This is a genomic window from Stenotrophomonas sp. GW821-FHT09E08 (assembly GCF_059416125.1).
The window spans coordinates 372,066-397,709 of record NZ_JBWKOO010000001.1 but is presented as its reverse complement, the minus strand read 5'-3'; the positions used below and the strand labels follow the sequence as shown (position 1 = coordinate 397,709).

At 66.3% G+C, this 25,644-nt stretch carries 21 protein-coding genes; 5 read left to right on the top strand and 16 right to left on the bottom strand.

Annotated elements, in window-relative coordinates:
• Window positions 1-22: 22 nt before the first annotated feature.
• From mdcH to AC07M7_RS01810, 11 genes are all read right to left on the bottom strand, one after another.
• Window positions 23-943 (bottom strand): malonate decarboxylase subunit epsilon, encoded by a 921-nt coding sequence (mdcH, locus tag AC07M7_RS01860; RefSeq protein ID WP_253078433.1) that lies wholly within the window; start codon window positions 941-943, stop codon window positions 23-25.
• Window positions 940-1,797: a triphosphoribosyl-dephospho-CoA synthase MdcB gene (mdcB, locus tag AC07M7_RS01855; RefSeq protein ID WP_495206613.1), complete on the bottom strand. Its 858-nt coding sequence runs from the start codon at window positions 1,795-1,797 to the stop codon at window positions 940-942. The genes mdcH and mdcB overlap by 4 nt, the downstream gene beginning before the upstream one ends.
• Window positions 1,794-2,435, bottom strand: coding sequence for a malonate decarboxylase holo-[acyl-carrier-protein] synthase (gene mdcG / locus AC07M7_RS01850; RefSeq protein ID WP_253078432.1), 642 nt, complete (start codon window positions 2,433-2,435; stop codon window positions 1,794-1,796). Before mdcG ends, mdcB begins: the two co-directional genes overlap by 4 nt.
• Window positions 2,428-3,138: a biotin-independent malonate decarboxylase subunit gamma gene (gene mdcE / locus AC07M7_RS01845; protein WP_495206612.1), complete on the bottom strand. Its 711-nt coding sequence runs from the start codon at window positions 3,136-3,138 to the stop codon at window positions 2,428-2,430. Before mdcE ends, mdcG begins: the two co-directional genes overlap by 8 nt.
• On the bottom strand, window positions 3,135-4,043 hold the full coding sequence (locus tag AC07M7_RS01840) for a biotin-independent malonate decarboxylase subunit beta (protein WP_495206611.1): 909 nt from the start codon (window positions 4,041-4,043) through the stop codon (window positions 3,135-3,137). Before AC07M7_RS01840 ends, mdcE begins: the two co-directional genes overlap by 4 nt.
• Window positions 4,040-4,360 (bottom strand): malonate decarboxylase acyl carrier protein, encoded by a 321-nt coding sequence (gene mdcC, locus AC07M7_RS01835; RefSeq protein WP_046988478.1) that lies wholly within the window; start codon window positions 4,358-4,360, stop codon window positions 4,040-4,042. The genes AC07M7_RS01840 and mdcC overlap by 4 nt, the downstream gene beginning before the upstream one ends.
• Before the next feature lie 10 nt (window positions 4,361-4,370).
• A complete protein-coding gene (mdcA, locus tag AC07M7_RS01830; RefSeq protein WP_428709253.1) occupies window positions 4,371-6,014 on the bottom strand; it encodes a malonate decarboxylase subunit alpha in 1,644 nt (547 codons plus the stop codon).
• A 156-nt stretch (window positions 6,015-6,170) separates the two neighbouring features.
• A complete protein-coding gene (locus AC07M7_RS01825; protein ID WP_295377464.1) occupies window positions 6,171-8,366 on the bottom strand; it encodes a TonB-dependent siderophore receptor in 2,196 nt (731 codons plus the stop codon).
• Window positions 8,367-8,638: 272 nt separating this feature from the next.
• Window positions 8,639-10,339 carry a malate dehydrogenase (quinone) gene (gene mqo / locus AC07M7_RS01820; protein ID WP_253078426.1) on the bottom strand — a complete coding sequence of 567 codons (1,701 nt, stop codon included), beginning with the start codon at window positions 10,337-10,339 and terminating at the stop codon, window positions 8,639-8,641.
• A 195-nt stretch (window positions 10,340-10,534) separates the two neighbouring features.
• Entirely contained in the window at window positions 10,535-10,981 is a 447-nt protein-coding gene (locus AC07M7_RS01815) for a GNAT family N-acetyltransferase (protein ID WP_046985232.1), read from the bottom strand.
• Between the two features lie 183 nt (window positions 10,982-11,164).
• Window positions 11,165-12,070, bottom strand: coding sequence for a LysR family transcriptional regulator ArgP (locus tag AC07M7_RS01810; protein WP_046985233.1), 906 nt, complete (start codon window positions 12,068-12,070; stop codon window positions 11,165-11,167).
• Window positions 12,071-12,207: 137 nt separating this feature from the next.
• Here AC07M7_RS01810 and AC07M7_RS01805 point away from each other — a divergent pair, with 137 nt between their 5' ends.
• Window positions 12,208-12,843, top strand: coding sequence for a LysE/ArgO family amino acid transporter (locus AC07M7_RS01805; RefSeq protein ID WP_005408523.1), 636 nt, complete (start codon window positions 12,208-12,210; stop codon window positions 12,841-12,843).
• A gap of 179 nt (window positions 12,844-13,022) precedes the next feature.
• A complete protein-coding gene (locus AC07M7_RS01800; protein WP_046985235.1) occupies window positions 13,023-15,011 on the top strand; it encodes an alpha/beta hydrolase family protein in 1,989 nt (662 codons plus the stop codon).
• A 55-nt stretch (window positions 15,012-15,066) separates the two neighbouring features.
• On the opposite strand, the gene AC07M7_RS01795 is transcribed toward AC07M7_RS01800, so the two are convergent.
• Together AC07M7_RS01795 and AC07M7_RS01790 are read right to left on the bottom strand one after the other, a co-directional pair.
• Complete coding sequence (locus AC07M7_RS01795) at window positions 15,067-16,821, bottom strand: peptide MFS transporter (protein ID WP_046985236.1); 1,755 nt, start codon at window positions 16,819-16,821, stop codon at window positions 15,067-15,069.
• Window positions 16,822-16,910: 89 nt separating this feature from the next.
• Window positions 16,911-18,059 (bottom strand): acetyltransferase domain-containing protein, encoded by a 1,149-nt coding sequence (locus AC07M7_RS01790; RefSeq protein ID WP_495206610.1) that lies wholly within the window; start codon window positions 18,057-18,059, stop codon window positions 16,911-16,913.
• 202 nt (window positions 18,060-18,261) lie between these two features.
• On the opposite strand from AC07M7_RS01790, the gene AC07M7_RS01785 reads away from it, so the two are divergent.
• The 3 genes from AC07M7_RS01785 (at window position 18,262) to AC07M7_RS01775 (ending at window position 23,899) form a co-directional block, all read left to right on the top strand.
• Window positions 18,262-20,226, top strand: a complete 1,965-nt coding sequence (locus tag AC07M7_RS01785) for an OPT family oligopeptide transporter (RefSeq protein WP_004148011.1) — start codon at window positions 18,262-18,264, stop codon at window positions 20,224-20,226.
• Between the two features lie 234 nt (window positions 20,227-20,460).
• Entirely contained in the window at window positions 20,461-22,539 is a 2,079-nt protein-coding gene (locus AC07M7_RS01780) for a S9 family peptidase (RefSeq protein WP_495206609.1), read from the top strand.
• Window positions 22,540-22,669: 130 nt separating this feature from the next.
• A complete protein-coding gene (locus AC07M7_RS01775; RefSeq protein WP_136638364.1) occupies window positions 22,670-23,899 on the top strand; it encodes a DUF819 family protein in 1,230 nt (409 codons plus the stop codon).
• Between the two features lie 122 nt (window positions 23,900-24,021).
• On the opposite strand, the gene AC07M7_RS01770 is transcribed toward AC07M7_RS01775, so the two are convergent.
• From AC07M7_RS01770 to minD, 3 genes are read right to left on the bottom strand one after another with little or no spacing between them, the layout of a single operon-like run.
• Window positions 24,022-24,501 (bottom strand): hypothetical protein, encoded by a 480-nt coding sequence (locus AC07M7_RS01770; RefSeq protein WP_295377483.1) that lies wholly within the window; start codon window positions 24,499-24,501, stop codon window positions 24,022-24,024.
• Between the two features lie 45 nt (window positions 24,502-24,546).
• Complete coding sequence (minE, locus tag AC07M7_RS01765; RefSeq protein WP_004148073.1) at window positions 24,547-24,807, bottom strand: cell division topological specificity factor MinE; 261 nt, start codon at window positions 24,805-24,807, stop codon at window positions 24,547-24,549.
• Window positions 24,808-24,809: 2 nt separating this feature from the next.
• On the bottom strand, window positions 24,810-25,619 hold the full coding sequence (minD, locus tag AC07M7_RS01760) for a septum site-determining protein MinD (RefSeq protein WP_004148075.1): 810 nt from the start codon (window positions 25,617-25,619) through the stop codon (window positions 24,810-24,812).
• Window positions 25,620-25,644 lie beyond the last annotated feature (25 nt).

The following is a 25,644-nucleotide window of genomic DNA, read 5'->3' as shown; positions in this document are numbered from 1 at the left end:
TGATACGTACTGCTCGAACCCGTTACTGCAGCCGCTCCAGCGCGCTGTGGACCCATGCCGCCGCGCCTTCAAGGCTGTGGAACTCTTCCACCGCGCGCACCTCGCAGCACGGGTAGGCCGGCGCGATCATGCGTGCCAATGCGTTGCCCGGGCCCAGCTGCAGGAACACCCGCGCGCCGCGCTCGAAGGCCTGGCGCATCACCTGCGCCCATTCGATGGTCTGTGCCAGCTGCGCCGACAACGTGTGGACCATCGTGGCGCGATCACGCACCGGGCGCGCATCGATGCCGGCCAGAAGAGGTAGGCGTGGCGCCTGCAGTGACGCTGCTTCCAGTGCGGCGGCAAACGGTGCCACTGCGCCAGCCAGCAGCGGCGTGTGCGCGGGCACATGGACCGGCAGCGGACGGATCTCGGCACCGTGCGACTGCGCGTCCTCCGCCAATGCGTGCAGCGACCGCCATGCGCCGCCTACGATGAAGTGGTCGTGGCCGTTGGCGATCGCGATGAAGGCGCCATGCGCATCGCACAACCGCTGCGTGGCAATGCGGTCAACTCCCAGGACCGCTTGGAGCCCAGCATCGTCGGGGCTGGCGGCATCCATCAGGTGCGCACGCTGCGCGGACAATGCCAGGCAGGTGGCTGCATCGATGCTTCCAGCGATGGCGTGGGCGGCCAGTTCGCCGATGCTGTAGCCCGCGATCACTGTCGGCGTTGGCAACACCTCGCGCAGGCCCTGCCAGTGCGCCAGGCTTGCCGCGCACAGCAGGGGCTGCGCCTGCACATTGTCGAAGCGGTCGTCGGCCGTCGCGGCGGCGAATACATCGCGGCCCAGCAGTTCGCTGGTGGCATCGAGCACCGGCCGTGCGGCAGCAAGGTCGCGCACGCGATCGAACATCGCCGGATGCTGTGCGCCTTGTCCGGGGCAGAGCAGGGCAAGGCTCATGCGCGCTCCTGGTGCAGCAGGAACACGCTGCATGCCAACAGATCGGCGCTGCCGCCCGGGCTCAGCCGACGCGCAACGAAGGCGGCAGCGACGAGCTTCAGGCGTGCGCGCCAGTCCGGTGCAAAGGCACCGCCGGTAGCAAGGAAATCCTGCGCCTGCTGCTGTGCCCAACGCAGGCCTTCAGCACCACCGCGATGCAGCAGGTTGAGGTCGTCGGTGTGGGCGACCAGCTGCATCAGCGTGTGGCACATCGCGGCCTCACGCGTCAGCCCGCTGGCCAGCGCATCGCGCAGGCTGGGCAGCGCCACCTCGCGCAACAGCGGGTAACCGGCGGCGGCCTGCTCGCGCACGCCCGGCACCTTGTGCTGGGCGCGCGCACGCTGGCCTGGGCTGGCTGCGTCCAGCGGGGCGTTTGCGAAATCCGCAGCCCAACGGCGTACCTCCAGGCAGATCTGCTCACCGGTGGCGGCATGGCCCAGGCGGAAGCGACAGGCAGCGGCGGCCGCCACCAGCAGGCCGAGGCTGAAGATCGCACCGCGATGGGTGTTGACGCCCGAGGTGGCACGCAGCATCGCTGCTTCGGCCGCGATACCGTGCTGGCGCAACGCATCGAACGGGGATTCCGTAGCGCCGGCGCGGGCCACGGCGGTGAAATAGTGGCGCAGCGCAAACAGGCTGCGCAGGAACGTGCCGGCATCCATGTCGTGGTGGCTGCCGCGATCGAACGGTGTGACCAGTCCCGGCTTCGGTGCCAAGGCCAGTTCTGCATGCAGGCTGGCAACGGCGAGACGCCCCAGGCGCGCGCAGTCCACGGCCGTTGCTGGCCGGACAGTCGGCTGCGCAACGGCGTTCATGCGCTCACCCCGGCGGAGGCGAACACGGACTCGCGCAGTTCCAGTGCGGCGCCTTCCGGGCGCTTGACCAGTACCTCGCGGCTGCGTCCCGCGTACTCCCGCCAGTTCACGGCGGCACCGTCGGCCAGGCACAGCTCGCCATCGACCCGGCGACCGTATCCGGCTTCCCATGCCTGCAGCTTTGCAGCCAGGGCATCGGCCTGCGCGGTGGTGTCGATCCGCCACAGCAGATCGATGTCCGAGCGCGCGTGCACATAGTGCAATCCAGTGAGGTACTGCCAGGCAAACGCTCCGAACACGCGTGCTGCTGCGATGTCCTGCAACGCCAGCAGGGGACGCTGCCAGTCCGGTGCAAGGTCGCTTTCCAGCACGGCCTGCAGCGTCGGTGGCGGCGCGGTGCGCAGCACATCGCGTGCCGGCACGCGCAGAGCGAGGCGCAGCTTGCCCTCCATCGGGGGCAGCGGCACGCCGAGGCGCAGGCGTGGGTCGGCATCGTCCGCGGCACGACGCGCAACGATGGCCGGCAGACCCTGCGCAAACCAGTTGGCCAGGCGCGGCTCATGCGCAGCGATGTCCGCCTGCCAGCCGGCGCGCGCCGACAACCAGACCAGCGTATGGCGGGGCAGCCGCTCAGGCATCGCCCTGGCTCACGGCTGCCGCCACGCTTGCGGATAGTGTGCGCCCACCACGTTCAGCACCCCGCGCGGCGCGGCAGTCGCCTTCGGCGGGCGTACGCAGGGCCTGCAGCAGGTGCGTCGCCAGATCGCCATCCCATAGCGATTCCACCGCACCCATCGCCACGTAGTTCTCCACGCCCGGCGCGAACACTGGCGAGGTCTGGCTGAGTGCCTGCAGTTTCTCCAGCGGCTGCTTGGTCACCCTTGCCATCGCGCGCAGGTCCATTACCCGCACCTGCGCATCGGGCAGGGCGTGGATGCGGTCGGCCATCAAGCCGAACGACAGGAAGCCGCCGCTGACCGATTCGCCATAGACCAGGCTCACCAGCCGCGCACCGCGTCGGCGTGCCAGATCCAGCGTCTGCGCCAGGTGCGCGAAGTAGCCGTTGATGCCAAGCAGTTCGTCACGGCGCGCCAGGCGCTGGCCGGCGGTGTCGACCAGCATCACGATCGGTCGTTGCGGATGCGCGGCGGTGCTGGCCAGCACGGTTTCGGCCAGCGCCATTGCGTGGTCCACGCCCACTTCAAGCTTGTCGGCGGTGCCGATCACGGTCACGTCGCCGTCGTCGGTGGTGGCGCTGCCGGTCAGTACCGAATCGTTCACCGTAATGGCGTGGCCGCGCGGGAACAGGGCATCGAGCAGCGCGTGCAGCGGAAGGCTCATGGCAGGCTCCGATCGGCGGTGGCGGCGAGGAAGGCATCGGTATCCAGCAGCGGCAGCCGCTCGGGTTCGGCGATGCCCTGGAGAGACCAGATCTCAAGTCCATCGCGGCATCCGCCCCACGCCTGCACGCGTGCCTTCAACGCGACATGGCGGGCCTGCAGCGCACTCAATGCCGCATCGGCATCGGTGCTGGCCGTGTCCGGCTGTAGTGCATCGAATGCTGCCTGCGCGAACGCCTCGATGGCATCGGGCACCAGTACCTGCGCCTGGTCGATCAGGTAGCGGTGCTTGCCACCGGTCACCCGCCAGACCAGTGCGCGGTCGCGGGAATCGAATTCTTCCACGCCGCGAACCGTCTCGATCACCTCCGGCCCGGACAGCGACAGCCGGCCTTCCTCCGACATGATCACGGTGCTGCAGCAGCGGGCGACGATGCCCATGCCACCGAACGCGCCGTTGCCGCTGCCGATCAGTGCTACCACCGGCACGCCTGCAGCGCGCGCATCCAGCGTGGCGCGCATGATCTCGGAAATGGCAATCAATCCCGCATTGGCTTCGTGCAGGCGCACGCCGCCGGTATCGAGCAGCAGCAGTACGCCTTCGGGCCGGGTCGCGGCTGCGCGGCGCAGCAGGCCAGTGAGCTTGGCACCGTGTACTTCACCGACGCCGCCGCCCATGAACTGGCCCTGCTGTGCGGCAAGCAGCACGCGCCGGCCACGCAGCGTGGCTTCACCCACAACGATGCCGTCGTCGAACGCCGCCGGCTGGTCCAGCTGCGCCAGATGCGGACTGATCATCCGTCGCGCAGGGCCCAGGAATTCCTGGAACGATCCGGCATCGACCAGGCCGGCGATACGCTCGCGGGCGTCGGCTTCGTAGTAGCTGTGGCGCTGTACGCGGTTCATGGCGTGCCTCCGGCCAGCAGCGTTTCCACTGCCTGGTCAAGGCGCAGGCTGACCACCGCCGGGGTTGCGCCGGCATCGTTGATCGAGATGCGCACATCGCGCAGCGGATGGCGTCGCGCGAAGTCGGTGATCACCGCTTGCCACACGCTGCCGAAGCCCTGCGCGGAGGTGATGATGCGCACCGTCATCGCGCCGTCCAGTGCGGCCGGCTCCAGCAGGATTTCCAGGTTGCCCGATGCCAGCACGCCGACCAGCACCGCATCGGTGGGGAAGTGTGCAGGCGTCGTGCCGTCGAATTGATAGTCAAGGGTTTCCATGCTCTGTCCCTTACCAGTTGCGGAAGCGCTTGGGCGGGTCGTACAGTCCGCCGGACCAGCGAACCAGGTCCTTCACCGAGCGTGCGGCCAGCAGATCGCGGCTGGCATCGCGCACGGAGATACCAAGGTCATCGGGACGGCGGATGACGCCACGGTCGCGAAGGTTCTCCACCATCGCGCGGTCGCGGCCCATGCCCACTGCGGTGTAGCCGGCCACGCCACGGATCGCCTGTTCGCGCTCCTCAGGAGTGCGGCACAGCAGCAGGTTGGCGATGCCTTCCTCGGTCAGTACATGGCTGACGTCGTCGCCGTAGATCATCACCGGCGGCAGCGGCATGGCCGCGCGCTCGGCCAGGTCCCAGGCATCGAGGCGGTCGACGAAGGCCGGCGCCATGTGCTCGCGGAAGGTTTCCACCATCTGCACCACCAGCTTGCGTCCGCGTGGCATCTCGCCCGGCCGCGCGGCTTGCTGGCCCGCCTTGATCCAGGCGTCGCTGGCATGGCGGCGTCCGCGTGCATCCGAGCCCATGTTGGGTGCGCCACCAAAACCGGCAATACGGTCGCGCGTTGCGGTGGAACTGTTGCCCTGCAGGTCGATCTGCAGGGTGGAGCCGATGAACATGTCGCAGGCATACAGCCCTGCGGTCTGCGAGAACGCGCGGTTGGAGCGCATCGAACCATCGGCGCCGGTGAAGAACACATCACCGCGCGCGGCGATGTACTTCTCCATGCCCAGTTCCGAACCGAACGAGTGCACCGATTTGACGAAACCCGATTCGATGGCCGGAATCAGCGCCGGGTGCGGATTGAGCGCCCAGTGCTGGCAGATCTTTCCCTTCAGCCCCAGCGATTCGGCGTAGGTCGGCAGCAGCAGCTCGATGGCGGCGGTGTCGAAGCCGATGCCATGATTGAGGCGGTTCACGCCGTACTCGGCGTAGATGCCCTTGATCGCCATCATCGCCATCAGCACCTGGATCTCGGAGATCTGTGCCGGATCGCGGGTGAACAGCGGTTCGATGTGGTTCGGCTTCGGCGCCTGGACTACGAAGTTGACCCAGTCAGCGGGGATATCGACGCGGGGGAGGGTATCGACGATCTCGTTGACCTGGGCGATGACGATGCCGCCACCGAAGGCGGTGGCCTCGACGATCACCGGGGTGTCTTCGGTGTTCGGGCCGGTATAGAGGTTGCCGTGGCGGTCCGCCGCCTGCGCGGCGACCAGCGCCATGCGCGGCGTGAGGTCGATGAAGTAGCGGCCGAACAGTTCCAGGTAGGTGTGGATGGCACCGATCTGGATGCGTCCTTCGGCCACCAGATTCGCCAGCCGCACCGATTGCGGGCCGGAGAACGAGAAGTCCAGTTTCGAGGCGATGCCGCGCTCGAATACATCCAGGTGCGAGGGCAGCGACAGCACCGACTGCACCATGTGCAGGTCATGCACCCGCGCGGGATCGAGGTCGGCCAGGCACTGGGCGAGGAAGTCGGCCTGCTTCTGGTTGTTGCCTTCCAGGCAGACCTTGTCGCCCGGCTCCAGCAGTGCGTGCAGCAGCTCGCCGACGTCGGCGGCGGCGACCTCATGGCCGCGTGCCCAGGGCGAAGCACGCTCCAGGCGCGCCTGACGGCTGCGTTCCAACGTATCCCAGCTCGGGTTCATCGACCGGCTTCCGATTGGCGTTGAGATAATTACGCCATAATTACGAACGGGAGTGCAACCCGCAATGCAGCAAAAAGAAGGGCCCGCGCGGAGGCGGGCCCATTCAGGGTTGGGGTGTGCCGACCAACGGTCGGCACCCACCGGTTCGCGGGCCCCTCAGAACTTCCAGCGCAGGCTGGCCGACACGAAGCGTGGTTCGCCGTAGTTGTTGTAGTCCAGGTTGGCCCAGTAGGTCTTGTCCAGCGCATTGCGCACGCTCAGCGTCGCGGTCCAGTTGTCGCTGATGCGATAGTTGGCGTTGAACTGCACCAGCATGTAGGCCGGCTGGTTCACGGTGACCGTGCCGCCCAACGGGTAGGCGATGTTGTAGCCCTGTACCTTGCTCTGCCACTGCAGGCCACCGCCGATGCTCAGGCGCTCCAGCGCGCCGCGCAGCTGCAGCTGCGTGTTGAGCTGCAGCAGGTCCTTGGGCGGATTGGCGTACAGCAGATCGGTGGCGGCGCGGGTGACCTTGACGTGGGTATAGCCGGCATTGACCGTCCAGCCCGGCAGGATCTCGCCGTTGACGTCCATCTCCCAGCCGCGGGCCTTGGTGCCGTTGATCCCGATGTAGGCGGAGGTGCCATCGCTGAGCGAACCGTCCGGCACGCTCATATCACGCACCGCGTAGTTGTCCTGCTTGGCCTCGAACACGGCGGCATTGGCAGTCAGGCGGCCATCGAGCCACTGCGTCTTGATGCCTGCTTCCAGGTTCGAGCCCTGCACCGGTGCCAGCAGGTTCTCGTTGCGGTCCTTGAAGTTCTGCGGATTGAAGATCTCGGTGTAGCTGGCGTAGGCCGACACGTTCGGAGTGATGTCGTAGACCAGGCCCACGTATGGGGTGACTTCATCGCTGACCTTGTACGCACCGCTGGTGGCCGTGTAGGCCCCGGTCGCGTTGTACGAGCGGCTGAGGGTTTCCCAGCGGCTCAGGCGTGCGCCGGCAATCAGCGACAGCGGATCCGCCAGTCGCAGGCGGGTGGCCAGGTAGACGCCACTCTGCGTGGTCTTGGCCACGCGGCGCGCGCCGGTGCGGCGGTAGGTCACCTCGGAGATGTCGCCGTTCCAGCTGTACACGTTGGGGATGTAGTAGCAGCGGTCGCTGCCACAGCGCGCCCAGTCGGTCGGGAAGTTCAGTGCGAGCGTGTTGGTGGTGCCTTCAAGATCCGACCACTGCGCACCGAGGGTGACATCGTGGTCGCGGCCGAACAGCGGGAAACTGCCGGTCAGGTAGGCATCGACATTGCGGCGGGTGTCCTTGGAATCACCGGCAGCGGCACGCAGGTAGATGCCCGAGCCGGTCACCGGGTCCGGGTTGCCGGTGCCGTACAGGCGTACGTTCTGCACGTTGCCGCGGGTGTAGGCGGTGTTGATCTTCAACAGCCAGTTGTCGCCGAAACGCTGTTCCAGGTTGGCGAAGGCGGTGTTGCTCTCGCGCTTCCAGTAGCTCCACTTCGGCGACAGATTGGTCGAGCGCGGCAGGTGCGCGAAGTTGCCCTGGCTGTCGAAGAACGGCACGGTGCCCCAGGTCGAACCGGTGGGGTTGTTGTCCTGGCTCTGGTAGCCGAGGGTGAGGGTGGTGCTGTCGGTGACATCGCCTTCCAGCACCGCCATGCCGGCCATCTTGTTTTCGTCGTAGCGGTCGTAGTACAGGCCACGATCGGTATAGGCGGCGACCACGCGGCTGCGGAAGCGGCCGTCGGCGGTCAGCGGCGCGGTCACGTCGGCTTCCATGCGGCGATAGTCCCAGCTGCCGGCGCTGACCGAGAACGAGGCGTCGAACTCCTTGCCCGGGCGCTTGCGCAGCAGGTTGACCGTGGCCGACGGCACACCGGCACCGCTGAGCAGGCCGTTGGCGCCGCGGATCACTTCGATGCGGTCGTAGAAGGCGGTGTCGTATTCCTGGTTGGTCGAACCGCTGTAGGTGGGAATGCCATCGACCTGGAAGTCGGTGATGGCGAAGCCACGCGCGTAGTACAGCGGGCGCTGGGTGTCATAGAAGGACACGCTGACGCCGGTGACGTTGCGCATCACATCGTTGATGCTGAACAGCGATTCGTCCTGCAGGCGCTTCAGGCTGATCGCGGTGGCCGACTGCGGGGTTTCCTGCAGGGTGATCGGCAGGCGGGTGGTGCTGGCCGGCGGCGCGGATTTTTCGGCGCGCACGCTGACCCGGTCCAGGGTTTTGGCATCGGCAGCACCATCGACGGCGGCCTCGGCGAACGCCGGAGACGCGACCACTGCGAGCGAGGACAGCAGGGCAGCCGGCAGCAGCGCACGGCGGGGCAGGCGATTACGGAACGTCAGGGACATGGCGGGTTCGAAGCTCGGAGACGGGAAGGGGGCGGCAGCAGTCGTCCAGCACCCGGGGCGGCGGCTTCGGGCACGGCAGGTCCATCTGGGAGAGGCGCGGTCACTGCGCAGGACGCAAATGTAAATAATTCTTAACAACATTACAATTCTCGTCATTGCGCAGAGGCTTCCCGGCATGCAGCAGCGCCCGTTTGGGGGTCGGATCCCTGCAACAGACACGGACGGCCACCCGAGGGTGGCCGTCCGTGTCTGTTGCAGGGAATCTGCCGGGCTTACAGCGCCTGCAGTTCCTCGTTGGCGTTGCGCTTTTCCTTGGCCGGTGCCGGCACCGCTGCCGGCGCGACCGCCGGGGCCGGCGCCGCCGCATTGGCGTCCACCGGCACCTCCAGGTACGGCAGGTGCAGGCTCTGGCTGGTCAGCGTGCGGATCTCATTGACCAGCGCCGCGCTGTCGTTGAGCTTGCGCCCGTACGACGGCACGATCTCGCGCAGGCGGCTTTCCCAGCCGGCCTTCATCTGGTCCGGGAAGGCCTTGGTCATCAGGTCCAGCATGATCGGCGGCGAGGTCGACGCACCCGGCGAAGCGCCGAGCAGGGCGGCGATGGTGTGGTCCTTGTCGGTCACGATCTCGGTACCGAACTGCAGCACCGGGCCCTTCAACGGATCGCGCTTGATGATCTGCACGCGCTGGCCGGCGGTCACCAGCTTCCAGTCGCCCGGCTTGGCATTTGGGAAGTACTTGACCAGTTCGGCCTGGCGATCAGCATCGTTCAAGCGTGCCTGGGCCATCAGGTACTGCACCAGGTCCAGGTTGTCCTTGCCCACTTCCAGCATCGGGCCGACGTTGTTGTGGTTGACCGAAGAATACAGGTCCCACCACGAGCCGTGCTTGAGGAACTTGGTGCTGTACAGCGCGAATGGCCCGAACAGGACCACCGGCTTGCCGTCCAGCTTGCGAGCATCCAGGTGCGGCACCGACATCGGCGGCGAACCGGTTTCGGCCATGCCGTAGGCCTTCACGCCGTGGCGCGAGGTCACGTCCTGGCCCTGGAAGGCGAGGAACTGGCCACCGACCGGGAAGCCGGCGTAGTCCTTCGATTCCGGAATGCCGGACATCTGCAGCAGCTTCAGCGCGGCGCCACCGGCACCGATGAACACGAAGCGGGCGTGGGTGGTGGACTCGGTGCCGGCCTTGAGGTCCTTCACCGTCACGTTCCAGCTCTTGTCAGCGTTCTGCCGCAGCGCGCTCACTTCGTGGTTGAGGTGCAGGCTGAAGTTCGGGCTGCGCTGCAGGCCGGTGGTCAGCTGGCGGGTAATCACACCGAAGTTGACGTCGGTGCCCAGCGGCATCCAGGTCGCGGCAACCTTCTGCTTCGGATCACGGCCTTCCATCAGCAGCGGTGCCCACTGCTTGATCTGTGCCGGATCCTCGGAGTACTGCATGCCATAGAACAGCGGGTTCTTCACCAGGGCCTGCTGGCGCTTGTGCAGGTAGGCGATGTTGTCATCGCCCCAGACGAAGCTCATGTGCGGGGTCGGGTTGATGAAGTCGCTGGGCTGGCTCAACCGGCCTTCCTTCACCTGGTGCGACCAGAACTGGCGCGAGACCTCGAACGATTCGGCGATGCCGACCGCGCGCTTGGTCTCGATGCTGCCATCGGGCAGTTCCGGGGTGTAGTTCAGTTCGGCGAAGGCCGAGTGGCCGGTGCCGGCGTTGTTCCAGCCGTCGGAGCTTTCACCGGCGACGCCGTCGAGGCGTTCGTAGATCTGGATGTTCCAGTCCGGCTGCAGTTCCTGCAGGTAGGTGGCCAGGGTGATGCTCATGATGCCGGCGCCGACCAGTACAACGTCGACGGGCTTGTCGTTGCTGGCGGCGGGCACCGAGCGCTTGGTCAGCGGCCAGTACAGGAACAGTGCGGCGGCCAGCAACAGCAGCACGAGCAGGGCGAGCAGAACCTTGCCAAATTTCTTCATGGGGGCGGGATCGTTGGCGGAGGGGAGGGGGTCAGGATGCGCGAGGGAACGCGAAAGGACGTGAAGAAACAAGGCGTTGCGCCATCCATTCGCGGATTTTAACCGCTTCTGGTCCTTTTTTGATGCAACGCAGCATCCGGCGTTTCGCGGCACCTTCACCCGGTAGCGCCAGGCCATGCCTGGCGACGCCTTCAATCAGACCAGTTCCAGAATCTCGTCTCCGGCGTCGTCGATCTCACCGGTCGGGCGCCAGCCCAGGCGGCGGTAGAAGCCGTGAGAGCGCGAACGCGGGTCTGCCGAACAGGCCAGGAACAGGCGCTGGTGGCCGGCGTCGCGGGTCAGGCTGACCACTTCCTGCAGCAGCTGCCGGCCGATGCCACGGCCTTCGTAGTCCGGCAGCAGGGCCAGTACCAGCACCTCGCCGCTGTCGCGGTCGGCGAAACAGTAGCCGGCCATGCGCTCGCCTTCCCAGGCAACACGACCGATCGAATCGCCTTCGGCGATGCCTGCGGCCCAGCTCTGCTCGGTGATGCCCAGTTCTGCCAGTTGAGCGGCACTGAAGGCGTTCTCGCGGGTACGCCCGCGCAGGTCGATGCAGGCGGCGGCATCGTCGGGGTGGGCATCGCGCACGGAGACGGGCATGCAGGACATCCTTGTAGTGATTGGCCGGTCAGTATCCGCATCGCGCATGGACCGGATGTGGAGGTTTCGTGGAGATCCGATGGAGCAAAAAGGGGACGGAGGGGATTAAGTCGTCTTTGTCCCGGATGTCATTTGGGTCTTAAGCGACTTAGTTCCCTCCGTCCCCTTTTGGGTGGCTCTTCATCAGCGCTTGCGCCGCACCAGCGCCGACGACGCCTCCAGCACTGCGCGGGTCAGCAGCGCCATGGTCTGCACGTCGCCCTTCCAGTGCTGCCAGTACAGCGGCACGTCTTCCCACGCGCGCTGGCGAACGTAGACCAGGCGTCCTGCGTCCAGATGCCGCTTCACCAGCGGCAGCGGATTCATGGTCCAGCCCATGCCGCCCAGGTTGGCCTGCACAAAGGCACGGGTGGAGGGAATCCACCAGGTCGGTGCGGTGCTGGGCAGGTCGTCGCCGGCCATGCGCCTCGCAAAGCGTGACTGCATATCGTCCTTGCGGTTGAACACCAGTACCGGTGCCGTGGCCAGGGCCTGGGCGGTCACACCCTTGGCAAAATGGCGCTCGCGGAACTCCGGGGTGCAGGTGGCGGCATAGCGGATGCTGCCCAGCGCATGGATCTGGCAGCCCTGCACCGGCTCGTCCAGGGTGGTCACCGCACCCAGCACGGTGCCCTGGCGCAGCAGTTCGACGGTGTGGTCCTGGTCTTCCACGCGCAGGTCCAGGGTGGTGCCGGTGCTCTGCGCGAACTGGAAGGCCGCCTGCGGGAACCAGGTTTCCAGGCTGTCATGGTTCACCGCCACCGGGATGCTGGCCTGCGGCAGGTCCTCGTCGGCCAGGCCCATCCGGTGCAGCGCATCGTGCTCAAGCAGGGCGGTCTGTTCGGCCAGCTGCACCAGCACCTGGCCCTCGGCGGTGGCGGTGGCCGGAGTGCCACGCTTGACCAGCAGGCGGCCGACTCTGTCCTCCAGTGCCTTGACCCGCTGCGAGATGGCCGACGGCGTGACATTCAGCGACTGCGCGGCGCGGTCGAAGCTACCTTCGCGGATCACTGCAGCCAAGGCGCGCAGCTGGGCATGGTCGATACGCATCGAATTAAGCTCCGCTAATGTTGGATTAGTAAGTTTAGCTCGTCTTTTTAATGTTGCGGCGCGACAATGGCGCCAGTTCCGGTGCTGTCCGCCTTCGCGAGGCACCGTCCCCCAAGCAAGTAAAGGCAGTGAATCCCATGTTCTCGGTCATCTCCGCCAGCACCGGCCTCGGTGCCTGGTTCTCTGGTGCAGCCACCGGCATCGGCCTGTTCGCCGTGGTCGGGGCCCAGAGCGCCTTCATTCTGCGCCAGGGCATCCTGCGCAAGCACATCGTGCCGGTGGTCGCCACCTGCGCGGCCATCGATGCCATCTTCATCTTCGCCAGCGTGGCCGGCCTGCGCACGCTGACCTCGGCGCTGCCGTGGCTGACCACCGCAGTGCTGTGGACCGGTGTCGCGTTCCTGGCCTGGTACGCGATGAAGTCGGCACGCCGTGCGATCGCCGGTGGCGGCGGCATGGGCGAGGCTGACAGCGACGACGGCAGCCGCCGCGCGGTGCTGATGGCCGCAGTCGGTTTCTCGCTGATCAATCCGCACTTCTGGCTGGACATGATGGTGATCGGTTCGATCGCCGAGAACTTCGGCAATGCCCGCATGGCCTTCGCGGCCGGCGTGGTCACCGCCAGCTGCCTGTGGCTGACCGCGCAGGGTCTCGGCGCGCGCCTGCTGGCACCGTTGTTCACCAAGCCCAGCACCTGGCGCGTGCTGGATGGCACCATCGCCGTGATCCTCAGCATCCTGGCCCTCACTCTGGCGGTGCGCGGGGTCCATTGACCCGGCGCACGCCCCCCGAACCCACGTCCTGACTCTCTCTCCAAGGTAGTGGTAACGACGGCACCGGCAACGGTGCCGTCGTTTTTTGTGGGGCCGCTTCGTCCACCTCTGGCGGGAAGCATCGGGGCCTGCCTAGAATCGGCGACCAGGACAAGGTGTCCGAAGGAGCAGGGGGAAGGATGCGCAGGACGATGTTGGCGGCTGCACTGGCCGCTCTGGGGTGCGTTGCCATGGGCAGCGTGGGTGCGGTGGATCTGTCGCAGTACGTGCGGCAGGAAGCCTTCACCGACATCAAGATTTCACCGACTGGCGAGTACGTCGCGGCGACCGTGCCGCTGGAGGATGCCACCGCGATCGTGGTGCTGCGCCTCAAGGACAAGCAGATGGTCGGCAATTTCCGGCCACCGGACAAGAATCACGCCTACCAGTTCGATTGGGTCAGCGACGAGCGCCTGCTGATCGGCCTGGCCCAGAAGTGGGGTTCGCTTGACCAGCCCAACCCGACTGGCGAGCTGTACGCGATCAATGCCAATGGCAACCGCGGCGAGCTCTTGGTCGGCTATCGGGTGGAAAGCAAGGGGCCGGGCACCCTGATCCAGCCGAAGAAGGTGGAGGCCGTTGCCGCATTCCTGGCCGATGACCTGCCAGGCGACGAGCGCAATGTGCTGGTTACCGTGTGGCCGCTTGCCGAAGACCCCTTCACCCGTGTCGATCGGATGGACGTGACCAGCGGCCGTCGCTCGCGGGTGGCGTCGTCGCCGGTACGGCGTGGCGAGTTCACCACCGATGGTGCCGGCGAAGTCCGCTTCGTGCACGGCGCCGGCAGTGACAACGTCAACAAGCTCTACTTCCGGGAGCGTTCCGGCGACAACTGGAAGCTGATCAATGACGAAGCGGTCAGCAAGCGCATCGAAACCGCCATCGGTTTCTCCGCTGGTGACGGCCTGGCCTATCTCAATGTCGAGCAGGCGCAAGGGCCCAACGCGATCGTCAGCTGGAATCCGCAGACCGGTGAGCGCGCGACGCTGCTGCGCGACGAGGTGGTCAATCCGTACCGGATCATCCATCGACCCGGGACCCATGTGCCCGTGGGTGCGCTGTACCTCGGGGACAAGCCGCGGACCCGCTTCTTCGACGACAGTTCGGCCGAGGCGCGCCTGTACCGCAGTCTGGAGGCGGCATTCGGAAGCGCGGTCTACATCACCTCCAGTACCCGCGATGGTCGCGTTGTGCTGGTGGAGACCTGGTCGGGCGCGAACCCCGGCGATTTCTATCTGTACGATACAGTGGCACGCAAGGCCGAGCACCTGATCAGCCGCAGTGAGTGGATCGATGTGGACCGCAGTGCCAGCGTGCGCCCGGTTGCATTGAAGGCTCGCGACGGACTGCCGCTGCATGGCTTCCTGACCCTGCCGGCCGGCAGTGACGGGCGCAACCTGCCGATGGTGGTGATGCCGCATGGCGGCCCCTTCGACATCTTCGATTCGGGCCAGTACGACCGTGAAACCCAGATGCTGGCCGCTGCCGGTTATGCCGTGCTGCAGGTCAATTTCCGTGGCTCCGGCAATTACGGCCGTGCGCATACCCAGGCCGGTGCGCAGCAGTGGGGCGCGGCGATGCAGGACGATGTCACGGATGCCACGCGCTGGGCGATCACCGAGGGCATCGCCGATGGCCGGCGCATCTGTATCTATGGCGCCAGTTACGGGGCCTACTCGGCGATGATGGGCGCTGCCCGCGAGCCAGGCTTGTACCAGTGCGCGGCCGGCTATGTCGGTGTCTACGACCTGCCGATGATGTACACCCGCGGCGATATCCAGGACCGCGGTTCAGGTGTGACCTACCTGCGCGAATGGCTGGGAGATCCGGCCAAGCTGGGCGCGGTCTCGCCGGTGAACCTGGCCGAGCGGATCAAGGTACCGGTGTTCCTCGCAGCGGGTGGCGAAGACAAGCGCGCGCCGATCCAGCACACCGAGCGCATGGAAGCAGCGCTCAAGCGCGCTGGTACCCCGGTGGAAAGCCTGTACTACAAGACAGAGGGCCATGGCTTCTACACCGAGGCCCACCGCAGCGAGTACTACGGCAAGCTGCTGGCCTTCCTGTCGCGCAGCCTGGGTGGCAAGACCGCGACCACCGCACCCGTGGCCGGCAAGGACAAGGCGCCCTGACGCAAAGGGCGGCGGATGCTCGATCCGCCGCCCTGGCTTTCCACACGCGCGGAAGTTACTTCACCCCGTGCATCATCCGCTTCAGTAGTGGCGCAGCAATGAAGGCCAGCACCGCGCAGCCCAGGCCGATCCACATCAGCAGCCAGAACAGGTGGGCATAGGCGCCGGCCGCGGCCACCATGTCCAGCGATTCGCCTTCTGGCACCTCGATCGCGGCCAGCTTGCCGAACAGCGCGGCCAGCGTCTCCGAGAATGCGGTGGCCAGGAACCAGGTGCCCATCATCAGGCTCATCACCCGCGGCACGGCCAGCTGGGTCACCGCCGACAGGCCGACCGGCGACAGGCACATCTCACCGCTGGCCAGCAGGAAGTAGGCCAGCACCAGCCACCACACGCTGGCCATCTCGCCGGTGGCGCCGACCTGCTGTGCGGCCAGCGCCAGTGGCACGAACGACAGCGCGCCGATCACCAGGCCCCACGCTGATTTCACTGGCTTGCCCGGCTCCCAGCCGCGGCGGTCCATCCAGGTCCACAACGCCGCGAAGGCCGGTGCCAGCAGCACCAGGAACAGGCCGCCCAGGTAGGTCAGCGAACCGGCGGTCTGCGGAATCACCAGGCAGTCGCGCACCAGCAGCACCAGCATCAGCGCAACGATGCCGATGAAGAACGCACGCGGTGCGGTCGAGCCGGGGCGTCGTTCGGAAAGGCGCGCGCTGACCACGAAGCCCAGCGGCGCCAGCAGCAGCGAGATGATCGACCACGGCAGCGGCGTGCCGCCGGTGATCACCAGCGAGGGCACGATGTCCTTGGTCAGCAGGCGGTCGGTGAAGGTCACCCACGAGCCGTAGGACTGCTCGTACATGGTGAAGAACACCAGCGCCATGAAGATCAGCACCATCAGCGCGATCATCTGCTGGCGCTGTACCGGCGTGCACTTGCTGCCGGTGAACCAGGCGAACCAGACCAGTACGCCGCCCAGCACCACCAGCATCAGCATCAGCGCCAGGCTGATTTCACCGCCCAGCGCGAACGCGCCGTTGCCGGCCGCCCACATCAGCCACGCGACCGGCAGCACACCGAGCACCGCGCACAGATAGATGAGCCATTCGCGCGGCAGGCCCAGCACCTTCTGCTTCAGCGCGGCCGGCTGCGGCGGTTCGGCATGGCCCTGCAGGTACTTCTGGCCCCACAGGAACATTGCCAGGCCGGCCAGCATGCCGATGCCGGCTGCACCGAAACCGTACTTCCAGCCGTAGGCCTCGCCGAGGAAGCCACACACCAGCGACGAGAACAGCGCGCCAAGGTTGATGCCGGCGTAGAACAGCGAGAAGCCCGAATCACGGCGCGGGTCGTCCTTGGCGTACAGCTTGCCGACGATGGTGGAGATGTTCGGCTTGAGGAAGCCGACGCCCATGATGATCAGCGCCAGCGACAGGTAGGTCACCGCCAGTGCCGAGGTATCGCGCACCACTTCGCCGTTGACCCGATAGGCGGCGTGACCCTCGAAGGCCATGCCCAGATGGCCGAGCACCAGCAGGATGCCGCCGAACAGCACTGCCCGGCGCATGCCCAGCCAGCGGTCGGCCAGCATGCCGCCGAACACCGGAATGCAGTACACCAGGCCGCCATAGGCACCGAGCAGGTCCAGGCCGGCCTTGTCGCCGAACAGGTGGTACTTGGTCAGATACAGCAGCAGCAGCGCCTTCATGCCGTAGAAGGAGAAGCGCTCCCACATTTCGGTGAAGAAGCAGACGTAGACGCCCTTGGGATGGCCCAGGAAGTCGTTGGAAGCAGTAGCGGCAACGGTCATCGACGGCAGGGACAGCAGGAAAGGGCGCGATTATAGGCCCGTAACCGGCGCCGCACCCGGTAGCGCCGGGCCATGCCCGGCGAACGGAGTCACAGGTACCGCAGCCACGCCAGATCGCGCCTTCGTGCCTTGAACCGCGCGAACGCCCGCGTCGGCGGATACATCACCACCGCCAGTGCACAGGCCAGCAGCAGCAGGCCGCTGACCGAATCCAGCGCATACAGCTCGCCGTGGGTCGGGCCCCAGGCCGCCAGCGCCGCCAGGTACAGCCCCTTCAGCACATACAGGTGCAGCAGGTAGAAGAACATCGGTGCTGCACCAATATCGGCCGATGGCTGCAGCGCACGTGCCAACGGCGGCCATTCGTACAGGCGCAACAGCAGCAGGCCCACGCCCAGCGTCAACAGCAGGAACTGCAGCGACGGCGGGTACTTGGTGAGGTTGAAGATGCTCAGCCAGGTACGCAGCGCGGTGGTCTGGTACTGCCAGGGGGAATCGCCGTATTCGTTGGCGAAGCGCAGCAATGCGAACAGGGCCAGCGCCCCCGCACCGGCCCAGAACAGCCAGCGCCGCCGCTGCTCCGGCGCGCGCTCGCGGGCGAACCACGGTCCCATCAGGTAACCCAGGGCGATCACCCCGATCCACGGCAGCACCGGGTAGGAGGTGCGCAATCGCAGTATCCCGGCCTCGATCCAGTCGCGCTGGTGCAGCACCTTCCACAGTACTGCCAGCGCGCCATTGCCTTCCACGCGCACGCCGTCGAGCAGGTCATGGCCGGCCACCAGCGCAATTGCCAGCACCAGCAAGGCCGGGCGCGGCAGCCATAGCAGGCCGGCCAGCGCGATCATGCTGAGGCCGATAGCCCAGATCACCTGCAGGTACAACGTGTCCGGCGGCAGCTGGAAGGTCCAGGCGAAGTTGACCAGGGTCAGTTCCAGCACCACCAGGAACAGGCCGCGCTTGAGCAGGAAGGCGGCCGTGGCCCGTCGTGGATCCGGCTGGCGCTGGCCGTACAGCCAGGCCGACAGGCCGGTGAGCAGCACGAACGCCGGCGCGCACAGGTGGGCCAGCAGGCGGCAGGCGAACAGGGCGGGAGAGACCGTGGACGCATCCATCGGGTCGCTGACCTGGTACTGCAGGAAGAAGGTCTCGCGGACGTGGTCGAGCAGCATCAGCAGCATCACGGTGCCGCGCAGCTGGTCGATGGAGGCCAGGCGCGGGGCGGGGGAAGGGGGCATGCGATGCAGGATGTGAAGGGACAACAGAAAGATATAACATATCAATTGAGTTCATGCCCACTCCGGCTTTGCTGCATCGGTCGGTTGCCCGTGCACGTGCGGGTCCATCGCACCGCAGCATCGGGCCCCATCCTTTGGCACGCTGGACTTGCCGGAGCCTGAACGCTAGCGTGGCAGGGATTTTTTGCCAGCAGGGGCTTTCATGAACCATGACGCTGCGCCCAAGCAGCTCACTTTCCGCGCGGTGGTCCTTGCCATCGTGCTGGCGGTGGTGCTGTCGGCCGCAAACGCCTACCTCGGTCTGTTCGCAGGCCTGACCATCGCCACCGCGATTCCCGCCGCGGTCATTTCCATGGGCGTGCTGCGCCTGCTGGGTGGCGGTTCCATCCTTGAAAACAACATCGTGCAGACCGGTGCCTCGGCTGGCTCGTCGATCGCCGCCGGTGTCATCTTCACCATCCCCGCGCTGGTGATCATGGGCTACTGGCCGGACTTCAAGTACTGGTGGGTGCTGGGCATCGCCGGTCTCGGCGGCCTGCTGGGCGTGCTGTTCTCGGTGCCGCTGCGGCGCTCGATGATCGTTGAAGACCCGCTTCCGTTCCCGGAAGGCAAGGCCGCGGCCGAAGTACTCAAGGCCGGTGAGAACCCGGGCCCGGGGCTGAAGATCCTCGGCCTGTCGGCGGTGATCGGTGCCTTCGTCAAGCTGGCCGCGGAAAGCGGCATGCGCCTGATTCCCGATGCCTGGGCTACCTCGGCCTACGTCGGCAGCTCCAAGGTCACCGCCTTCATCGGCACCAACCTGTCGCCGGCGCTGCTGGGCGTGGGCTACATCGTCGGCCTGAACGTCGGCATCGTGGTGGTGTCCGGCTCGATCCTGACCTGGCACATCGCCATTCCGATCTACCAGGCGTTCTTCATGAACACCGATCCGGGCCTGGCCGCCTCGGTCGCTACCGCATCCTCCACCGAGGCGGCGTTCGCCATCTGGGGTGCGAAGATGCGCTACCTGGGTGTCGGCGCGATGCTGATCGGCGGCATCTGGACCCTGATCTCGCTGCGCAAGTCGCTGCTCAACGGGGTCAAGAGTGGCTTTGCCGCTGCCCGCAAGAGCGGTGGTCCGGTACTGGCGCACACCGAACGCGACCTGCCAATGAAGTGGATGCTGGTGGCCCTGGTGGTGTTCACCCTGCCGCTGCTGGCGCTGTACCAGGCCATCGTCGGCCAGTGGCACGTGTCGATCCCGATGACCCTGATCATGATCGTCGCCGGCTTCCTGTTCGTGTCGGTGTCGGCCTATCTGGCCGGCCTCATCGGTTCGTCCAACAACCCGGTCTCGGGCATCACCATCTCCACCATCCTGTTTGCTTCGGCGGTGCTGGTGCTGCTGCTGGGCAAGGATGGCCTGCAGCCGGTGGGTGCCTTCGGCGCACCGCTGGGTGCGGTGGCCGCAATCATGATCGGTGCGGTGGTGTGCTGCGCCGCCGCCGTCGGTGGCGACAACCTGCAGGATCTGAAGGCTGGTTACATCGTCGGCGCGACCCCATGGAAACAGCAGTTGATGCTGGGCATCGGCGCATTCTCGTGCGCGCTGATCATGGCCCCGGTGCTGAACCTGCTGGCCACCGCCTATGGCATCGGCGTCAAGTCCGAGCTGCACCCGAACGCGCTGGCCGCGCCGCAGGCCAACCTGATGGCCTCGGTCGCAAAGGGCCTGTTCGGTGGTGAACTGCCGTGGACCTTCATCGGCATCGGTGCAGTGGTCGGTGCGGCCATCATCGCCTTCGACAGCTGGCTCAAGTCGCGCAACGCGCGCTTCCGCGTGCCGGTGCTGGCCGCCGCGATCGGTATCTACCTGCCGCTGGAGCTGATGGTGCCGATCTTCCTCGGCGGCCTGATCTCCTACCTGGTCGAGCGTTTCCACAAGGTGCGCGCCGATGATGAAGAAGGCCGCGACCGCGTGCACAAGCCGGGCGTGCTGTTCGCTGCCGGCCTGATCACCGGCGAGGCACTGATGGGTATCGCCATCGCCGTGCCGATCGTGGTCAGCAGCCGTGCCGACGTGCTGGCCGTGCCGTTCCACCTGCCGGCCGCGCAGTGGATCGGCCTGGCCGTGCTGTTCCTGGTCGGCTGGCTGATCTACCGCACCGGCAAGCGCGCCGTGGCATGACGCCCACGGGGTCGGATCCCTTCCCGCAGGGAAGGGCTCTGACCCCATGCTGGCAGCGTCTGGGGTCAGAGCCGATTCCCATGGAATCGGATCCGACCCCGACCTCCGACAAACCGCGCTACGGCGCGGTTTGCTTTTTCTGGCGGCAGCTCAGCCGCGGCCATGACCGATGGCCTTGGCAGGCCCGGTCGCGCAGGCCTACCATCGGTTTTTTGCCGTCCTGCGGAGACCCCGATGAAACTGCGTCATGCCCTGCTGCCACTGAGCCTGCTGGCTGCCCTGCCCAGCGTTGCCGCTGCCCGTGGCCTGGAAGTCCGCGACATGGTGGCCATGGACCGCGTTTCCGCGCCGGTACTGACCGCAGACGGCGGCACCGTGGTGTTCGCCAAGCGCAGCGTGGACGCCAACCTGAAGGCCTCTACCGCACTGTTCGCGCGCAATCTGCGTACCCGCGATGCAGCGCCGCCGAAGCAGATCACCCCGGCCGGCTGGAACGTCAACTCGGCGTCGCTGTCGGCCGATGGCCAGACCGTGTACTTCCTCAGCGCCAAGAACGGCAGCCAGCAGCTGTACGCGCAGCCGATCAGCGGCGGCACCCCGCGCCAGCTGACTGACTTCCCGGTGGACGTGGACAGCTACCACGTGTCGCCGCAGGACGACCGCGTGCTGTTCAGTGCCGGCGTGTTCCAGGCCTGCGCCTCGGACCTGGCCTGCACCGAAAAGAAGCTGAAGGAAAAGAAGGACGCCAAGGCCAGCGGCCAGGTGTGGGATTCGCTGTTCGTGCGCCATTGGGATACCTGGAACGACGGCCGCCGCAACACGCTGTTCGTGGCGCCGTTGCCCACGGCCAAGGCGGGTGCGGTCAAGGGCGCTTCGGCGCTGAGCGCGACCATCGACGGCGACGCTCCGTCCAAGCCGTTCGGTGGCAATGACGATTTCGCCTGGTCGCCGGATGGCAGCAGCGTGGTCGCCAGCATCCGCGTGGCCGGCAAGCAGGAGCCGTGGTCGACCAACTTCGACCTGTACCGCTTCGATGCTGCGGGCAAGCAGGCCCCGGTCAACCTGACCGCCTCCAACCCGGCCTGGGATGCCGGCCCGGTGTTCAGCGCCGACGGCAAGACCCTGTTCTACCGCGCTATGAAGCGCCCCGGCTTCGAGGCCGACCGTTTCGGCCTGATGGCGATGGACGTGTCCAGCGGCAAGACCCGCGAGATCGCGCCGCAGTGGGATCGTTCGGCGGGCGGCATCACCCTGTCCGCCGATGGCAGCAGCATCTACACCACCGCCGATGACCTCGGCGAACACCCGCTGTTCCAGATCGACGTGGCCAGCGGCAAGGCCACCAAGCTGATCGGCGACGGCAGCGTGACCTCGGTGGACGTGGCCGGCACCAGCGTGGCGATCACCCGCAACAGTCTGAAGAGCAACGACCAGGTGCTGGTGGGTCTGCTGCCGACCGCAGGCGAAGCCATCGGTGAACTGCGCGCGCTGACCCCCGCCGCCGGCGAGGTGCTGAATGACGTGTCCTTCGGCGACTACGAGCAGTTCGAGTTCAAGGGCTGGAACAACGACACCGTCCACGGCTATGTGGTCAAGCCGCACAACTACCAGGAAGGCAAGTCCTACCCGGTTGCGTTCCTGATCCACGGCGGCCCGCAGGGCAGCTTCGGCAACGGCTGGAGCTACCGCTGGAACCCGCAGACCTACGCCGGCCAGGGCTACGCCGTGGTGATGATCGACTTCCACGGTTCCACCGGCTACGGCCAGGCGTTCACCGATGCGATCAGCCAGCATTGGGGCGACCGCCCGCTGGAAGATCTGCAGAAGGGCTGGGACGCCGCGCTGAAGAAGTACTCCTTCCTCAACGGCGACAAGGCCTGTGCACTGGGCGCCAGCTACGGCGGCTTCATGGTCAACTGGATCGCCGGCAACTGGAACAGCCCGTTCAAGTGCCTGGTCAACCATGACGGCGTGTTCGACCAGCGCATGATGGGCTACGCCACCGAAGAACTGTGGTTCACCGAGTGGGAGCAGGGCGGCACGCCGTACCAGAAGGCCGCGAACTACGAGAAGTTCAACCCGGTCAACCACGTGGCGGACTGGAAGAAGCCGATCCTGGTCATCCACGGCCAGCAGGACTTCCGCATCCCGGTCGAGCAGGGCCTGGCCGCGTTCACCGCCGCCCAGCGCCAGGGCATCGAATCGAAGTTCCTGTACTTCCCGGATGAAAACCACTGGGTGCTGAAGCCGAACAACAGCATCCTGTGGCATGACACCGTCAATGCCTGGCTGAAGCAGCACATCGGCAACTGATGACTGCAGCGCCGCCCTCCGGGGCGGCGCTCTGCTTTCTGGTAGTGCCGGCCGCTGGCCGGCAACCGCTTGCTGCTTCCCACCTGAACGAGATTGCCGGCCAGCGACCGGCACTACCCAGAGCACCTGCATGATCCAGAACGACATCGTCGTCTTCGGTTTGATCGCCGCCACCCTCGGCGCCGTGTTCTGGACCGCCTCGCGCGAGCAGGGGCTGTGGAAGCGTTTCTACACCTTCGTGCCGGCACTGCTGCTGTGCTACCTGATTCCCGGCATCTACAACACCGTCGGCCTGATCGACGGCCAGAACACCAAACTCTACAACCCGATCGCGCGCGACATCCTGTTGCCGGCGGCGCTGATCCTGCTGACCCTGGCGGTGGACATCAAGGGCATCCTGCGGCTCGGCCCGAAGCTGGTACTGATGTATCTGGGCGCTTCGGCCAGCATCATGCTCGGTGCGGTGGTGGCCTTCCTGCTGATGCGCGCCGTGCATCCGGAAACCGTGGCCGGCGATACCTGGGCCGGCATGGCCGCGTTGGCGGGCAGCTGGATCGGCGGCGGTGCCAACATGCTGGCGATGCGCGAAGTGTTCGACGTCAACGCCACCACGTTTGGTCAGTTCGCGGTGGTCGATGTCGGCGTGGGCTATGTGTGGATGGCGGCGCTCATTTTCCTTGCTGGGCGCGCGGCGAAGATCGACGCGCGCAGTGGTGCCGATACCTCGGCGATCGATGAGCTGAAGGAGCGCATCGCGCGCTTCCAGGCCGAACACGAGCGCATTCCCAGCCTGACCGACCTGATGCTGATCGTGGCGGTGGCTTTCGGCGGCGTCGGCCTCTCGCATGCGATCGGTGCGCCGTTGGCGGCATGGTTCAAGCTCAACGTCAGCTGGGCCTCGCAGTTCAGCCTGGACGCACCGTTTGTCTGGGTGGTGGTACTGTCGACCACGCTGGGCCTGAGCCTGAGCTTCACCCGCGCACGCACGCTGGAAGGCGCGGGTGCCTCGCGGCTGGGCTCGCTGCTGCTGTATTTCCTGATCGCCTGCATCGGGATGCAGATGGATCTGCTGGCGTTGCTGGACCGCCCGTGGCTGTTCCTGCTTGGCATCATCTGGATCAGCGTGCACATCGTGCTGCTGTGGTGCCTGGGCAAGCTGCTGAAAGTGCCGTTCTTCTACTTTGCCATCGGTTCGCAATCGAATATCGGCGGACCCGCGTCGGCGCCAGTGGTGGCGGCCGCGTTCCATCCGGCGTTGGCACCGGTGGGTGTGCTGCTGGGCACGATGGGCTATGCCACCGGCACCTACCTGGCCTACATCGTCGGCATCACCCTGCGCGCGCTGGCGGGGCAAGGTTGATGGGTAGTGCCGGCCGCTGGCCTGCAACCAGGTGATGCTTCACTGGTTCATGAGGTTGCCGGCCAGCGGCCGGCACTACCGATGATTCAGGACGAAGGGATCTGACCCCGGTTCACGGTGGTTCACGCTACCGGCAACCCGCGTTCGATCAACCATGCTTTCGCGTCTTCCGCGTCCTGCTCGAACCACGCCTTCGTAGATCCCAACCGATACGTATACCCCCAAGCATCCATGTCAGCCATCAGCTGTTCGCTGCCGACACCAGGCAGGTGGCCGGCCAGCACGATCTGCAGGTAGCAGGTGGCGTCCTCTTCGGGCACCGAGTCGGTGGCATCGGTATGCACCTGCGCGCGGCGCTCGGGCGGCAGCACGATCAGGTGGCAGGCCTCGTGCAGCATCGAGTGCACAGGCGTGTCATCGCGCACGTACACGTCGCTGGCGATGATGCCGGCCTCGGGCTCGCCCCAGTAGCTGCCGGGAATCGGCGCGCCGGCGGCGACCCGGTGCAGCCGCAGGTCGTGTGCGGCGAGCAGGCGCTGCGCATCGGCGAAGGCGATATCGCCGACGCGGGTGACGTTCGGTTCGGGCGTGGTGTCGGTCATGCAGGTCATGCAGCCCCGCCCATGCAGGCACGGGCGGGGCAGGGGTCAGGGTTTGTCCGGGCCTTCCGGCAGCGCCACGGAGATGTCCAGCACATCGTGCTGGCCATCCTTGACCAGGTCGACCTTCACCGCATCGACGTCGATGTTGACGTACTTCTTGATCACTTCCAGCAGCTCGCGCTGCAGCAGCGGCAGGTAATCCGGACCGCCGCGGTTGCTGCGTTCCTGCGCGATGATGATCTGCAGGCGGTTCTTGGCGGTTTCGGCGGTGGTCTTCTTCGCTTTGAGGAAATCAAACAGGCCCATGCTTACCCTCCGAACAGCTTGCTGAAGAAGCCCTTCTTCTCGACGTTGGTGAAGCGCATCGGGCGTTCTTCGCCGAGGATGCGCGCGACGGCGTCGTCGTAGGCCTGGCCGGCAGCGGACTCGACATCCAGGATGACCGGCTCGCCTTTGTTGGAGGCGTTGAGCACGTCACCCGACTCGGGGATCACGCCGATCGCCTTCAGTCCAAGCACTTCCTCGACGTCGGCGATGCTGAGCATCTCGCCGCTTTCCACGCGCACCGGGGTGTAGCGGGTCAGCAGCAGGAAGGCCGGCACGTCCTGGCCGGACTCGGCCTTGTGGGTCTTCGAGTCGAGCAGGCCGATGATGCGGTCCGAGTCGCGTACCGAGGACACTTCCGGGTTCACCACGACCACGGCGCGGTCGGCGAAGTACATCGCCAGGAAGGCGCCCTTCTCGATGCCGGCCGGGGAGTCGCAGATGATGTAGTCGAAGCCGTCGGCGGCCAGGTCCTTCAGGACCTTGCCCACGCCTTCCTGGGTCAGCGCATCCTTGTCGCGGGTCTGCGAGGCAGCCAGCACGTACAGATTGTCGAAGCGCTTGTCCTTGATCAGGGCCTGCTTGAGGGTCGCTTCGCCGTGCACGACGTTGACGAAGTCGTACACCACGCGGCGTTCGCAGCCCATGATCAGATCGAGGTTGCGCAGGCCGACGTCGAAGTCGATCACCGCCACCTTCTTGCCGCGCCGTGCCAGGCCGCAGGCCAGGCTTGCGCTGGAAGTGGTCTTGCCGACGCCGCCCTTGCCGGAGGTGACTACGATGATTTCAGCCAAAGGACTTCTCCTGATGATTCTGTTT

Bases quoted from the DNA above. Each gene is read 5' to 3' on its own strand.
- mdcH (WP_253078433.1), bottom strand. From the start codon at position 943: ATGAGCCTTGCCCTGCTCTGCCCCGGACAAGGCGCACAGCATCCGGCG.
- mdcB (WP_495206613.1), bottom strand. From the start codon at position 1,797: ATGAACGCCGTTGCGCAGCCGACTGTCCGGCCAGCAACGGCCGTGGAC.
- mdcG (WP_253078432.1), bottom strand. From the start codon at position 2,435: ATGCCTGAGCGGCTGCCCCGCCATACGCTGGTCTGGTTGTCGGCGCGC.
- mdcE (WP_495206612.1), bottom strand. From the start codon at position 3,138: ATGAGCCTTCCGCTGCACGCGCTGCTCGATGCCCTGTTCCCGCGCGGC.
- AC07M7_RS01840 (WP_495206611.1), bottom strand. From the start codon at position 4,043: ATGAACCGCGTACAGCGCCACAGCTACTACGAAGCCGACGCCCGCGAG.
- mdcC (WP_046988478.1), bottom strand. From the start codon at position 4,360: ATGGAAACCCTTGACTATCAATTCGACGGCACGACGCCTGCACACTTC.
- mdcA (WP_428709253.1), bottom strand. From the start codon at position 6,014: ATGAACCCGAGCTGGGATACGTTGGAACGCAGCCGTCAGGCGCGCCTG.
- AC07M7_RS01825 (WP_295377464.1), bottom strand. From the start codon at position 8,366: ATGTCCCTGACGTTCCGTAATCGCCTGCCCCGCCGTGCGCTGCTGCCG.
- mqo (WP_253078426.1), bottom strand. From the start codon at position 10,339: ATGAAGAAATTTGGCAAGGTTCTGCTCGCCCTGCTCGTGCTGCTGTTG.
- AC07M7_RS01815 (WP_046985232.1), bottom strand. From the start codon at position 10,981: ATGCCCGTCTCCGTGCGCGATGCCCACCCCGACGATGCCGCCGCCTGC.
- AC07M7_RS01810 (WP_046985233.1), bottom strand. From the start codon at position 12,070: ATGCGTATCGACCATGCCCAGCTGCGCGCCTTGGCTGCAGTGATCCGC.
- AC07M7_RS01805 (WP_005408523.1), top strand. From the start codon at position 12,208: ATGTTCTCGGTCATCTCCGCCAGCACCGGCCTCGGTGCCTGGTTCTCT.
- AC07M7_RS01800 (WP_046985235.1), top strand. From the start codon at position 13,023: ATGCGCAGGACGATGTTGGCGGCTGCACTGGCCGCTCTGGGGTGCGTT.
- AC07M7_RS01795 (WP_046985236.1), bottom strand. From the start codon at position 16,821: ATGACCGTTGCCGCTACTGCTTCCAACGACTTCCTGGGCCATCCCAAG.
- AC07M7_RS01790 (WP_495206610.1), bottom strand. From the start codon at position 18,059: ATGCCCCCTTCCCCCGCCCCGCGCCTGGCCTCCATCGACCAGCTGCGC.
- AC07M7_RS01785 (WP_004148011.1), top strand. From the start codon at position 18,262: ATGAACCATGACGCTGCGCCCAAGCAGCTCACTTTCCGCGCGGTGGTC.
- AC07M7_RS01780 (WP_495206609.1), top strand. From the start codon at position 20,461: ATGAAACTGCGTCATGCCCTGCTGCCACTGAGCCTGCTGGCTGCCCTG.
- AC07M7_RS01775 (WP_136638364.1), top strand. From the start codon at position 22,670: ATGATCCAGAACGACATCGTCGTCTTCGGTTTGATCGCCGCCACCCTC.
- AC07M7_RS01770 (WP_295377483.1), bottom strand. From the start codon at position 24,501: ATGACCGACACCACGCCCGAACCGAACGTCACCCGCGTCGGCGATATC.
- minE (WP_004148073.1), bottom strand. From the start codon at position 24,807: ATGGGCCTGTTTGATTTCCTCAAAGCGAAGAAGACCACCGCCGAAACC.